Annotated in this window: 12 protein-coding genes; 8 read left to right on the top strand and 4 right to left on the bottom strand. The window is 61.6% G+C overall.

Translation table 11 applies throughout. The features are described 5' to 3' along the window. Positions 1-24 precede the first annotated feature (24 nt). From kdpB to ACTG2T_RS09525, 4 genes are all read left to right on the top strand, one after another. Complete coding sequence (gene kdpB, locus ACTG2T_RS09540) at positions 25-2,082, top strand: potassium-transporting ATPase subunit KdpB (protein ID WP_330125591.1); 2,058 nt, start codon at positions 25-27, stop codon at positions 2,080-2,082. A gap of 62 nt (positions 2,083-2,144) precedes the next feature. Further along, positions 2,145-2,672 carry a potassium-transporting ATPase subunit C gene (locus ACTG2T_RS09535; protein ID WP_330125592.1) on the top strand — a complete coding sequence of 176 codons (528 nt, stop codon included), beginning with the start codon at positions 2,145-2,147 and terminating at the stop codon, positions 2,670-2,672. 126 nt (positions 2,673-2,798) lie between these two features. Then, the gene (locus tag ACTG2T_RS09530) at positions 2,799-5,387 is read left to right on the top strand and encodes a sensor histidine kinase KdpD (RefSeq protein WP_330125593.1); all 2,589 of its coding nucleotides are present in this window, start codon (positions 2,799-2,801) and stop codon (positions 5,385-5,387) included. A gap of 58 nt (positions 5,388-5,445) precedes the next feature. After that, positions 5,446-6,129 carry a response regulator gene (locus ACTG2T_RS09525; RefSeq protein ID WP_005357169.1) on the top strand — a complete coding sequence of 228 codons (684 nt, stop codon included), beginning with the start codon at positions 5,446-5,448 and terminating at the stop codon, positions 6,127-6,129. A gap of 4 nt (positions 6,130-6,133) precedes the next feature. On the opposite strand, the gene ACTG2T_RS09520 is transcribed toward ACTG2T_RS09525, so the two are convergent. Then, positions 6,134-7,261 carry a multidrug effflux MFS transporter gene (locus ACTG2T_RS09520; protein WP_330125594.1) on the bottom strand — a complete coding sequence of 376 codons (1,128 nt, stop codon included), beginning with the start codon at positions 7,259-7,261 and terminating at the stop codon, positions 6,134-6,136. 92 nt (positions 7,262-7,353) lie between these two features. On the opposite strand from ACTG2T_RS09520, the gene ACTG2T_RS09515 reads away from it, so the two are divergent. Then, complete coding sequence (locus ACTG2T_RS09515; RefSeq protein WP_330125595.1) at positions 7,354-8,178, top strand: AraC family transcriptional regulator; 825 nt, start codon at positions 7,354-7,356, stop codon at positions 8,176-8,178. Here the strand turns inward: ACTG2T_RS09515 and ACTG2T_RS09510 are convergent. Then, positions 8,108-8,341: a hypothetical protein gene (locus ACTG2T_RS09510; protein WP_021230450.1), complete on the bottom strand. Its 234-nt coding sequence runs from the start codon at positions 8,339-8,341 to the stop codon at positions 8,108-8,110. The genes ACTG2T_RS09515 and ACTG2T_RS09510 overlap by 71 nt on opposite strands. Positions 8,342-8,634: 293 nt before the next feature. On the opposite strand from ACTG2T_RS09510, the gene ACTG2T_RS09505 reads away from it, so the two are divergent. After that, a complete protein-coding gene (locus ACTG2T_RS09505) occupies positions 8,635-9,885 on the top strand; it encodes a valine--pyruvate transaminase (RefSeq protein WP_279488638.1) in 1,251 nt (416 codons plus the stop codon). A gap of 72 nt (positions 9,886-9,957) precedes the next feature. Here ACTG2T_RS09505 and ACTG2T_RS09500 read toward each other — a convergent pair whose 3' ends face one another. Beyond that, positions 9,958-10,398, bottom strand: a complete 441-nt coding sequence (locus tag ACTG2T_RS09500; protein ID WP_005339297.1) for an Hsp20 family protein — start codon at positions 10,396-10,398, stop codon at positions 9,958-9,960. Positions 10,399-10,490: 92 nt separating this feature from the next. Next, a complete protein-coding gene (locus ACTG2T_RS09495; RefSeq protein ID WP_005339298.1) occupies positions 10,491-10,904 on the bottom strand; it encodes an Hsp20 family protein in 414 nt (137 codons plus the stop codon). Positions 10,905-11,184: 280 nt separating this feature from the next. On the opposite strand from ACTG2T_RS09495, the gene ACTG2T_RS09490 reads away from it, so the two are divergent. Together ACTG2T_RS09490 and ACTG2T_RS09485 are read left to right on the top strand one after the other, a co-directional pair. Then, on the top strand, positions 11,185-11,955 hold the full coding sequence (locus tag ACTG2T_RS09490; protein WP_279488639.1) for an MBL fold metallo-hydrolase: 771 nt from the start codon (positions 11,185-11,187) through the stop codon (positions 11,953-11,955). A 92-nt stretch (positions 11,956-12,047) separates the two neighbouring features. Next, on the top strand, positions 12,048-13,007 hold the full coding sequence (locus ACTG2T_RS09485) for a helix-turn-helix domain-containing protein (RefSeq protein WP_330125596.1): 960 nt from the start codon (positions 12,048-12,050) through the stop codon (positions 13,005-13,007). The last annotated feature ends 83 nt before the right edge of the window (positions 13,008-13,090 follow it).

Raw genomic sequence — 13,090 nt, 5'->3', positions numbered from 1 at the left:
CTATCTGATGCTGGGAGCTTTCCAATGAGCAAGTCCACTGCAATGAGCACCGACACCATGCAGGTGAAGGGCAAGAAACAGAAATCACAGATCATCCAGGCAATGGTTGAGGCCCTCTATCGCTTCAATCCCAAGGCGCTGTTTGGCAGCCCCATCCTGTTCACCCTCTGGCTGGCCGCAGTCATGGCGACCGTGGAGTCCCTGCTGGGGCAGCCTTTCTCCGGCGTCGCCCCCTCGCTGGCCTGGCAGCTGACCGCCTGGCTCTGGCTGACCCTCTGGTTTGCCAACTTCGCGGAAACCCTGGCCGAGGGGCGCGGCAAGGCCCGCGCCGACAGCCTGAAGGCGGGCATGAGCCAGCTCAAGGCCCGCCGGGTGGCGAATGCCAAAGATGGTCAGGGCGAATGGGTACCCGCCACCAGCCTGATGAAGGGTGATCTGGTGCTGGTACGCAGCGGCGAGATGATCCCGGCCGACGGCGAAGTGATCGCCGGCATCGCCTCGGTCAACGAGGCGGCCATCACCGGCGAATCCGCCCCCGTCATCCGCGAGTCGGGTACCGACCGCAGCGGCGTGACCGGCAACACGACGGTCGTCTCCGACGAGATCTGGGTGCGCGTCAGCAACAATCCGGGCGAAAGTACGCTGGATCGGATGATCGCACTGGTGGAAGGGGCCAAGCGCCAGAAGACCCCCAACGAGATGGCGCTCGACGCCCTGCTGGTGGGCCTGACCCTGATCTTCCTGCTGGTGGTCGCCACCCTGCCCTGGTTCCTCGACTACAACGGCACCCAGGTCCCGCGTCTCTACCTGATCGCTCTCTTTATCACTCTGATCCCGACCACCATCGGCGGCCTGCTCTCCGCCATCGGTATTGCCGGTATGGATCGACTGGTGAAGCTGAACGTCATCGCCAAGTCTGGCCGTGCCGTGGAAGCGGCCGGTGACGTGCGCACCCTGCTGCTGGACAAGACCGGCACCATCACCTTCGGCAACCGGATGGCGGATGAGCTGATCCCGGCCCCCGGCGTCGACCCTGCCCTGCTGGCACAAGCGGCCATGCTGGCCTCGCTGGGTGACAACACCCCGGAGGGCAAATCCATCCTGACTCTGGCCAGCAAGAGCATGGCCAAGCCGAGCCAGCTGGAGAGCGACAAGGTGATCCCCTTCAGCGCCGAGACCCGGCTGAGCGGACTGGATCGCAACGGTCATCAATATCGTAAGGGTGCGGTGGATGCCGTGTTGAACTACCTCAGCCTCGACCGCAAGGCGGTGCCTGAGCTGGTGCTCAAGTCAGTGGACAGCATCGCCCGTCAGGGTGGGACTCCGCTGCTGGTCTGCACTCAGGAGAAACTGCTGGGGGTGGTCTACCTCAAGGACATCATCAAGCCCGGTATCAAAGCTCGCTTCCAGATCCTGCGCCATATGGGGATCCGCACCGTGATGATCACCGGCGACAACCCGAAAACCGCCGCCGCCATCGCCGCCGAAGCCGGGGTGGATGACTTCATCGCCGAAGCGACGCCGGAGAAGAAGCTGGCCTATATCCGGCAGGAGCAGGCCGATGGTCGTCTGGTCGCCATGTGCGGTGACGGCGCCAACGATGCGCCCGCGCTGGCGCAGGCTGATGTGGGGCTGGCCATGAACGAGGGTACCCAGGCCGCCAAGGAGGCGGGCAATCTGGTGGATCTCGACTCCAACCCCACCAAGCTGCTGGACGTGGTGCTGGTCGGCAAACAGCTGCTGGTGACCCGTGGCGCCCTGACCACCTTCTCCATCGCCAATGACGTGGCCAAGTACTTCGCCATCCTGCCGGCCCTGTTCATCGCCGCCTACCCGCAACTGGGGGCGCTGAACCTGATGCAGCTGGGCAGCCCGCAGAGCGCCATCCTGTCGGCCATCATCTTCAACGCCCTGATCATCGTAGCGCTGGTGCCGCTGGCGCTGCGTGGTGTCGACCTGAAAGGCTCGGCCGCCAGCCTGCTGCGCCGCAACCTGCTGATCTACGGTGTCGGCGGCCTGCTGGTGCCGTTTATCGGCATCAAGCTGATTGATCTGGTCATTACCGGCCTGGGTCTGGTGTAACGACATAACCGGGATGCGGGTCAGACCCGCATCCCCAGCCATCCTTTTGGAGCAAGCGAATCATGATAGCAATCAGAACCCTGTTGACCCTGACCCTACTGCTGGGAGTGGGTTATCCGCTGGCGGTGACCGGGCTGGCCCAACTGCTGTTCCCCTGGCAGGCCAACGGCAGCCAGCTGACCGACAGCAAGCAGCAACTGATCGGTAGCGCCCTGCTGGGGCAGAAATTCGAGCGGGCTGACTACTTCCATCCCCGTCCCTCCGCCAGCGATTTCAACACCATAGGCGGCAGCGCCAGCAATCTGGGGATGAGCTCGCCGCTGCGGGCAGAATTCGCCGAACAGGCCGCCAAGGCACAGCCTGCAACCAGCACCCCCGCCATGCTGACCCGCTCCGCCTCCGGCCTCGATCCCCACCTGCCGCTGGATGCGGTGCTGGCTCAGGTCGACCGCGTCGCCAAAGAACGTGGACTGGATCCCGCCCAACTGACGGAGCAGGTCAAGTCGGCCACACAAGCTGGTATCCTTGGCCCGCAGGTGGTCAACATTCTCCAGCTGAACCTGCAACTGGATCATAAAAAGGGCGCCTGATGGCGCCCATTTCGGTTTGGTGATGACCTCGATTTTCGAAACGGGCGGTTGGCTCGATAGGGATAACAATGGCTGATGTAGCAAGCGCTGACGCCCTGCTGACGAGTCTGATACAGGAGCATGGGGATGCGTGATGAGGTAAGGGCCGACGCCCTGCTGGCGAGCCTGGAACAGGAGCACAAGGGCAAGCTGAAGGTGTTTCTCGGGGCCGCTCCCGGCGTCGGCAAGACCTACGCCATGCTGCAGGCGGTGCGGGAACAGGCCAAGGAGGGGGTCGACATCCTGATCGGCGTGGTGGAGACCCACGGCCGTCAGGAGACCCTGGCTCTGCTCGACAAGCTCGCCATCATGCCGCGCAAAATCCACATGCACCGCCAGCAGCGACTGGAGGAGATGGATCTCGACGGCCTGCTCGCCCGCAAACCGGCCATCGCCGTGGTGGACGAGCTGGCCCACAGCAACGCCCCCGGCAGCCGCCACGAGAAGCGCTGGCAGGATGTGGAGGAGCTGCTCAACGCCGGGATCGACGTCTACACCACCCTCAACGTGCAGCATCTGGAGAGTCTCAACGATCTGGTGTGGCAGCTGACCGGGGTCAGAGTGAAAGAGACTCTGCCCGATCAGGTGCTGCTGGAAGCCGACAGTCTGGTGCTGATCGACCTGCCCCCCAAGGAGCTGCTTGGCCGCCTCAAGGAGGGCAAGGTCTATGTGCCCCATCAGGCCAAGGCGGCACTGCAATCCTTCTTCTCCCTCAACAACCTCACCGCATTGCGGGAACTGGCGATGCAGACCGCCGCCAGCCATGTGGAGGGCGATCTGCAATTGCAGTGGCAAGCAGCAGGCAAGAGCACCTTGCCGCTGCGGGGCAAGCTGATGGTTTGCCTCGGTGACCTGCACGGCTCGGCGCTGGTGCGCTACGGCCACCGCTTTGCCCAGCGCCGTCAGCTCCCGTGGCTGGTGGTGCATGTCGACAGCAATGGCCGCCGCTCGGCCGATGTGGAGCAGGCGCTGGCGCTCGCCTCCCACCTCGGTGCCAAGGTGCTGACCCTCTCCAGTCCGGCGGTCGCCAACACCCTGCTGGAGACCGCCGAACAGCAGCAGGTCTCCCAGCTGCTGCTCGGCAAACCTCACAAGGCGCCGTGGCGCCGCTCACTGGTGCAACACCTGCTCAAACAGGCGCAGGGGCTCGAAATCACGCTGGTCGATACCGAGAAGCAGAAGCCCGAAGTGGGAATGCGCGTCCCGACCCCGAAGGATATACACCACAGCCTGCTGGCAGTGACCATCATGGGGATCACCTCGGCCGCCTCCTGGGGGCTCTCCTACTGGCTGCCCCCCGCAGCGTTGCCGCTCATCTTCGTGCTGGGGGTACTGGCGACTGCCCTCACCACCAGTCTGGTGCCCGCCACGCTGGCAGCGGTGCTGGGCTTTATCGCCCACAATCTGCTCTTCACCGCCCCCTACTTCTCCCTGAGCGTCGCCAACCACAGCGACCTGCTCACCCTGTTTGTGCTGCTTATCGTCGGCATGACCGCGGGGCGGCTCGCCTCCCGCCAGCGGCAACAGCTGATCGGTCTGCGCGAGACCCAGCAGCTGGGCAATGCATTGCTCTCCCTCAGTCAGGGGCTGGCCACCGCCAGCAGCCCGGAGGAGGTGCTCAGACAAGGTGCCCAGGCCATTTCACTGGCGCTCGGCCAGCCGACCGTGGTGATCGACAAGGAATTCAACGACAGGCTCGGCAACGAGAAGCACAGGCCCGGCCAGACCGACAAGGCGGCCATCGACTGGTGTCTGGCCCAGAAGCAGAGCGCCGGAGCCCACACCGCCACCCTCAATGCTGCCGAGGCCCAGTATCACCATCTCAGCGATGACCTGGTGATCGGTATAACGCTGGCCAATCCGCTCTCCTCCTCTGCCGAGCATCAGCTGCAGGCGCTGCTCACCGATATTCGCGCCGCACTGGCGCGGATCGACCTCAACGAGCGGCTGGCCGACAGCCAGCTACAGGCGGAGACCGACCGGATGCGCGCAGCCCTGCTCTCCTCGGTCTCCCACGATTTGAAAACGCCGCTGGCCACCATCATGGGGGCTGGCAGCACCCTGCTGGAATATGGTGACCGGATCCCCGCCGAAGACCGTGACGAACTGCTCCACTCGGTGCAGGAGGAGGCGCGCCGCCTGCACAGCTATGTGCAGAATCTGCTGGATATGACCCGCATCGGCTCCCCCGACTTCCAGCTGAAACGGGACTGGGTCGATCTGGCGGATCTGGTGGAGAGCGCCCGCAAGCGGCTCGACTCCTCCTGGCGCCAGCACAAGCTGCTGGTCCATTTCGATCAGCATGTGCCCCAGCTCTATGTCCACGGCGCCCTGATCGAGCAGGTGCTGGTCAACATCCTCGACAACGCCTCCCGCTACTCGCCGGCAGGCACCCCCATCGAGTTCAAGGTGATGGTGGCCGAACCCGACCTCATCATCGACATCATCGATATCGGGGTCGGTATCGCCGAGTCGGATCGGGAGAAGATCTTCAACCTCTTCTACACCCAGCCGGTGGGCGATTGCGGCAGCCGTGGCACCGGGCTTGGCCTCGCCATTTCCCGCGCTATGATAGAGGCCCACGGCGGCAAGATTTGGGCCTTCTCCGGCCCCAATGGCAACGGCACCTGCATGCGCATCTCCCTGCCGCTCGCACTCAATTCACCGGAGGTTTGATGGCTGAAAGCCTGCTCGAGTCACTCAGCTCCTCCCACCATTCGCCTCTGGAGGTTCGATGGCGCACATTCTAGTCATAGATGATGAAGCGGCGATCCGTCGCTTTCTGCGGATCAGCCTGATTGCCGAGGGGCATCAGGTGAGTGAGGCGGTGGGGGTCAATGAAGGGCTGGAGCAGTATCGCCACCTCAACCCTGATCTGGTGATCCTCGATCTCGGCCTGCCTGACGGCGATGGCATTCAGGTGTTGCAGGCCATTCGCGAACACCACCCCAATCCTGTGCTGGTGTTGTCGGCCCGCGATTCGGAGCAGGAGAAGGTGCGGCTGCTGGATGCCGGTGCCAACGACTACATGAGCAAGCCGTTCGGCATCGGCGAGATGATGGCCCGCATCCGTGTGCTCTTGCGCCAACGGGCTGGCGTCAGCAGCGGCGAGCGACGCCACTTCCCCCAATGCGGCCTGACGCTTGATGTCAGCAGCCACAAGGTGACCATGAAAGACGAGGAGATCCCCCTATCCCGCAAGGAGTTCGCCCTGCTGCAGGCGCTGGTGTGCCACCCCGGCAAGCTGGTGATGCAGACCCAGCTGCTCAACGACATCTGGGGGCCGAGCCACAAGGAGGATACCCACTACCTGCGCATCGTCATCGCCAGTCTGCGCAAAAAGCTGGGGGATAACCCCCAGCAACCGACGCTTATCGAGACCGAATCAGGTATCGGCTACCGCTTTATCGGCAACTGACGTTTCACGTGGAACGACGCCCGCAGCCAAGCAGTGCCAGCAGACCGCAGCCACTGAGCAACAGGCCGAGATCCTGCAATCCGGCCGCCACCGCCAACCCCAGACTGAGCAGCAGGTAGTAGCCAAGCCCGAACAGGGCGCCAGCGCTGCCTGCCACCTCGCGATAGGCCAACAGCGCCTGACTCAACACATTGGGGATAGCCAGCCCGAAGGCCACCACCACCCCCATCATGGGCAACAGGAACCAGAGGCTGGACTGACTCGCCCAGACCAGCAGCCCGGCGACCAGCGCCAGAGCGCAAGCCAACCTGACCAGAAATGACGGTAGCCACCCCCTCCCCAGCAGATGCTTGTTGAGCAGGCTGCCGAGCAGAGTCGCCAGCGCCAGCAAGATCCCCGAATAGCCAAACTCGCTGGTGCTCAATCCCAATCCGGCAAACAGGAATGGGGCCAGACTGTAGTAGCCAAACAGCATAGTGTTGAACAGGGCGACCAGCATGGCACTGCGCCAGAGTCCGACATCCTTCATCATCCGGCACGCCAGCGGCCAGAGCGCGACTCGCTGGCTGGTGGCCGGACGGGTTTCCGGCAACTGCCAGCAGGTCACCAGCAGCAAACCTACCGCCAGGACCAGCAGACCGCTGAACACTCCGAGATAGCCGAACCCGCTCGCCAGCTGGCCGCCACTGAGCAACCCCAGCACCGGGCTCAGGGAGAGCGCAATGCCCATCACCGAGAAGACCCGCGCCAGATCGCTGCCCTGATAGCTATCGCGCAGCATGGTCTGGGTCACCACAGATCCCACCGCAGCGCCAAAGGCCGAGATAACCCGGGCCAGCAGCAGGGTTTCAAACTGATTGGCCAGCAGTGCCAGCAGGGTGCCTACACCATAGGTGAGCAGACCCGCCAGCATGGCAGGACGCCGCCCAATCAGATCGCAGAGCCGTCCCCAGCAGACCACGCCCACCGCAAACGCCAGAAAATAGACCGACAGGGTCTGGGATGCCTGCCCCTCGCTCACCTGAAACTGGGTAGCGATGTGGGTCAGGACCGGGCTGTAGATGGTCTCCACAATTTGGGGAAACATCATCAATCCCACCACCAGCCAGAGCGGTGGCAACTTGTTGTTCATGACAAACCTCCTTCACAAGAGGTCGCCATTCTAGAGAGATGCCAATTGTCTGATTACAATAAGCAGGACTATAAACATCAAAAATCGGACATATGGCCTTTATTCTTCCCGATCACCCTTTTGACCCTGACCAGCTGACCGGCAGCGTGATCGGCATCGCCTCCGCCCTCGGCTGGCACGACTCGGGTCTGCATCAACATCAGCGCCATCAGCTGCTGTTCGCCCAATCCGGCTGCATGACCATGGAGCTGGAAGGTCGGGTCTGCCTGCTGCCGCCCACCCGCGCCGCCTGGCTGCCTGCGTGCACTGCCCACCGGGTATTGATGCGCGGTGTGGTAGCCTACCGCTCCCTCTACTTCCAGCCGCACCCCGAGTTGCCCGGCACGGTCGAAGTGCTGGCAGTCAATCCGCTGCTGCACGAACTGATCGAACGGATGGCACTCTGGCCGTGGGACAAACCGCAAGAGCAGCAACAACGGACGGTGGCACTGTTTATGGAGGAGTTGGAGCGGGCACCGCGGGAGTCGTGGCAGTTGCCGCTGCCGACCGCTCCCAGACTGGGCGACTGGCTACAGCAGTTGAAGCGGGGGGATGCCCTGCCCGATCGGCTCAACCGGCTGGCCGAGCGGGTGGGTGCCAGTGACAAGACCATTGGCCGCATCTTCATGCGGGAGACCGGCATGAGCTATCAGGCGTGGCGTCAGCAGTGGCGGCTGTTGCGCGCCATGGAGCTGCTGGCAGAAAGCGAGCCCATCAGCCGGATTGCCGCTGCGCTGGAGTTCTCCAGCGACAGTGCCTTTATCAGCTTCTTCAAACAACATACGGGACAGACCCCCCTGCGCTACCTCAACTCTCGGGGTGAGTCGCCACAGCCTGACTCGCCTCCACCACCAGGGTATCCAGCGCCAGCGGCTTGAGATTGTGCAGCGCATCCTGCACCACGGCATGAGATGCCTGTTGCAACTCGCTCTGCACATCCTGCTCCAGCTGGGCACTCTCCAGCTCGGGCCGCGGGTTTTCGTTGGCCATCACGTTCAGGCTCAGGACACTCACAATCAGGGTAGCGATCAGGCTTTTCATCTGGTTTGCTCCGGTATGGTTGAGATGACCAGATAGCTATTCCAATAGTTGTGCCAATCCTCACGCAATTCATAACATGATGATTTTGTTTAAATTAACTATATATCGATACCAAATTGAGTCGCAAAATGCATCCCGCTCGGTCATTTTTAAACCAACAGTTGGTGCTTTTAACCACGCTTGATTTTTGCACCATGTTCCACGTGGAACGTCCCATCTTTTTGATCGACACCCGCTTTTAAACTGAGCTATGGTGCTACATCCCCGTAACTCAAATCTGGATCTGTCACTGAATGGAATTTTCCTTGTTCGGCGAGAAGTTCACTCGCCACGCCGGCATTACCCAACTCATGGATGACCTCAATCAGGGGCTGACCAATCCGGACGCCATCATGCTGGGTGGCGGCAATCCAGCCTCCATACCCGCCATGCTGGAACGCTTTCAGGCCGAGGCCAAGAGCCTGCTCGACAACGGCGAGCTGGTCAAAGCGATGGCCAACTACGACGGCCCACAGGGCAAAGACAGGTTCACCAAAGCGCTGGCCGCCCTGCTCAGCAAGGAGCTGGGATGGGATATCTCGGCCCGCAATATCGCCCTGACCAACGGCAGCCAGAATGCCTTCTTCTACCTGTTCAACCTGCTGGCCGGCGAATTTGCCGATGGCCGCAAGAAGAAGGTGCTGTTCCCGCTCGCCCCCGAATACATCGGCTATGCCGACTCGGCGCTGGCCGACGACTACTTCGTGGCCTACAAACCCACCATCGAGAAGCTGCCCGATGGCCAGTTCAAATACCACGTGGATTTCGAGAGTCTGCAGGTGGGTGACGATATCGGGGTGATCTGCGTCTCCCGCCCAACCAACCCCACCGGCAATGTGCTGACCGATGAAGAGATCGAACACCTCGATCAGATCGCCCGCGACAAGGGGATTCCGCTGCTGATCGACAACGCCTACGGCGTCCCCTTCCCGGGCATCATCTTCAGCGAAGCCAAGCCATTCTGGAACGCCAACACCATCCTCTGCATGAGCCTCTCCAAGCTCGGCCTGCCGGGCACCCGTTGCGGCATCGTCATCGCTGACGAGAAGATCATTCAGGCCATCACCAACCTGAGCGGCATCATCAATCTGGCGCCGGGCAGTCTGGGCCCCGCCATCACCATCCCGATGATCGAGAGCGGCGAGATCATCGCCCTCAGCGAACAGGTGGTGAAGCCCTTCTATCAGCAGAAGGCGGAGCTGGCGGTGCAGCTGCTGCGCGAAGCGATCCCCGACCCGCGCTTCCATATCCACAAGCCTGAAGGGGCTCTCTTCCTCTGGCTCTGGTTTGAAGATTTACCGATCCACTGTCAGGAGCTCTATGAGCGACTGAAGGCGAAGAACCTGCTGATCGTGCCGGGTCACTACTTCTTCCCCGGCATCGATGACCCCGAGTGGCGCCACAGCCAGGAGTGCATCCGCCTCAACTACTCCCAGAGCGAGGAGCTGGTGCGCCGCGGCATCGCCATTCTGGCCGACGAGATCAACACCCTCTACGCTGGTTAATCCAATCCAGCGATACAAAAACAGAAAGGCCTGCAGATGCAGGCCTTTGTTGTCTATCGCGATCCGGTTTGCTTAGCCGGGCAGCGCCAGCTGCTCGGGTTTGCCGATGGGGATGGCGCGGGGCTTGAGCGCCTCCGGCAGTTCGCGAGCCAAGTCGATGGTCAACAAACCATGCTCCAGCTTGGCACCCTGCACTTCCACGTGCTGGCTCAGCTTGAAGGCGAGCTCGAAGTCACGCTCGGCAATCCCCTGATGGAGGAACTGACGCTCACCAGCCGCGGCCCCTTTGCGCCCCTTCACCTTGAGGGTGCCGTTTTCGGTCTCCAGCTCCAGCTCTTCGCGCTCGAAGCCAGCCACGGCGACCGTGATGCGATAGCCATCCTGATCGCGCTTTTCAATGTTGTACGGGGGGTAAGCTGCGGTCTTCTGCTCGAACAGACCTTCCAGCTCACGGGCCATCCGCTCGAAGCCGACGGCGTTGGAATAGAGATGAGAAAAATCGAGGTTACGCATAATCCTATCCTTCTAATAAGCAACAGGTTCAACTCTCCACAGGCCCGTCATCGGCACCCGGGAAATTTTAAAATTTCAGTGAATTCGAGCTATCAGCCGTTGATCTCTATCTTGCGCGGCTTCATCGCCTCGGGCACTTCACGCACCAGCTCGATGTGCAGCAAGCCGTTTTTCAGGTCGGCCCCTTTCACCCGCACATAGTCGGCCAGCTGGAAGCGGCGCTCGAAACCACGTTCGGCGATCCCCTGATAGAGATAGTTGCGCCCGGTGTCGGCCTGCTTGTTGCCCTTCACCGTCAACAGATTTTCCTGGAAGCTCAGCTCCAGCTCTTCCTGGGTAAAGCCTGCCACCGCCATGCTGATGCGGTAGTCGTTATCACCCAGTTGCTCGATGTTGTAGGGGGGATAGCCGGCATTGCCATTGCTGGCCGCAGATTCGATGAGATTGGCCAGACGATCGAAACCGATGGCAGAACGATAGAGCGGAGAAAAGTCGATAGAACGCATAGTATTACCCTCTTATGAGCGATAACGGATTGTTTGCCCTCCTTATGGACGGGCGCCTGGTCGAAACCTCTGTCGAGCGTTCCGGCCTTGTTACCTATATAGGGGCTCACTTTTTCCTTTCAAGGGGATTTTTTCAAATTTTTTAAATGACCGCTCCGACCTGTAGAACATCAACCTGTTGGCCCGATAGTGATGATAATCGACCCGTGGGCCACTGATGGCAATGCGCTCCGCACTCCATAATTGGTTGCATATCCACCAGCCAACATGGAGCCATCTCATGAAGATTACCCAGGTTCGTAACGCCACCTTGCTGCTCGACTATGCCGGCACCCGCTTTCTGATCGACCCCATGCTCTCGGCCAAGGGAGCCTTCCCCGGCTTTGAGGGCACCGCCAACAGCCATCTGCGCAATCCGCTGGTCGAGCTGCCGCTACCGATCAATGAGCTGGTCGATGTGGACGCCGTTATCGTCACCCACGACCATCCCGACCACTGGGATGATGCCGCCAGAGCCCTGATCCCCAAGCATCTGCCGCTCTTGGTGCAACATCAGAAGGATGCCGATGCCATTCGTGCCAGTGGCTTTGAGGATGTGCGCCTGCTGAGCGACCAGCCCGAGTTTGCCGGCATTCGCCTGCAGCAGACCAGTGGTCAGCATGGCAGCGACCAGTTGATGGCGGTACTGGGCGAGCGCATGGGAGAGGTATGCGGCGTGGTCTTCTCCCACCCCGATGAGCAGTGCCTCTATCTGGCCGGTGATACCATCTGGCATCCCACGGTCGAGCAAGCCCTGCAACAGCATCAGCCTGAGGTCATCATCCTCAACTGCGGCGATGCACAGGTGCCCGGACTCGGTTCCATCATCATGGGCAAGGAGGATGTCGCCGCCGTTTATCAGGCCGCACCGCAAGCCACGCTGATCGCCAGCCATATGGAGGCGGTCAACCACGCCGTGCTGTCACGCCAGGAGCTACGCGACTATCTGATGGACCGGGGCATGACGGATCGGGTACGGGTGCCGCAAGATGGCGAGGCGATATCACTGTGACCCGCAGGGGGGGCCATGCCAGACATGGCCCTTCGGCTTTCACTGTCAGACGCTTATGATGAGTGGTCTGCGCACAGAGAGGAGCCAACATAATGCCCACCCCGATCGTTGCCGTGGTGACCTTCGATCACTTCAGCCCTTTTCACTGCGCCGTCCCCTGCCTCATCTTCGGCGACATCCTGCCGGGCCAGCCGCTGTTCGAGCTCAAGATCTGCTGCGGTGATGGCAACCGCCACTCACACTCGGCGCAAGGCTTCACCATTCAGGCTCCCCATGGGCTGGAGGTGCTGGCCGAGGCGGAGATCATCGTCATCCCCTTCTGGCACGACCCGGCAGCCCGACCACCCGCAGCACTGATCGATGCCCTGATTGCCGCCAGAGCCAGAGGTGCCCGACTGGTCGGGCTCTGTCTCGGCACCTATGCGCTCGCCTACGCCGGACTGCTTAATGGTCGCAAAGCATCGACCCACTGGGAATACGAGCAGGATTTCTGCCGCCGCTTTCCCTGCGTGCAGCTAGATACCAATGCCCTCTATGTGGATGACGATGGACTGGTCACCTCGGCAGGCACCGCTGCCGGGCTGGACTGCTGCCTCTATCTGGTGCGCCAGTACCACGGCTCGGCCATCGCCAACAAGGTGGCGCGGCGGCTGGTGATCCCGCCCCACCGGGAAGGGGGTCAGGCCCAGTTTATCGAGCAGCCGGTGCCCGCCTCCACCCGCGATGTCAGAATGAACCAGTTGCTCGATCACCTGCGTGCCCATCTGGCCGAGCCTCACACCCTGGACTCTCTGGCAGCCCACACCCTGATGAGTCGGCGCACCTTTACCCGCCGTTTTCATCAGGCTACCGGCCTCTCGGTGGGTGACTGGCTGCTGGCAGAACGGCTCAGGCGCAGTCAGGAGCTGCTGGAAGTGAGCGGTCATTCCATCGATCGCATTGCCGAGCTGGTTGGCTTCAAGAGTGCCACCTCTCTGCGCAACCACTTCCGCGGCCGCTTTGCCATCTCCCCCAGCGAGTGGCGCCGATCTTTTCGCAGCCAAAACCCCTGATACACAGACTCGATGTTTCACGTGGAACGTGGTCAGAAAAACAAAAAGCCGCTCCCTGTGAGCGGCTTTTGTATATCGAGCTG

The organism is Aeromonas sp. 75A (assembly GCF_051919425.1).
GTDB classification, from domain to species: Bacteria; Pseudomonadota; Gammaproteobacteria; order Enterobacterales; family Aeromonadaceae; genus Aeromonas; species Aeromonas veronii.
Note: the sequence above shows the minus strand (reverse complement) of the source record. Positions and strands in the feature narration are given on the sequence as shown.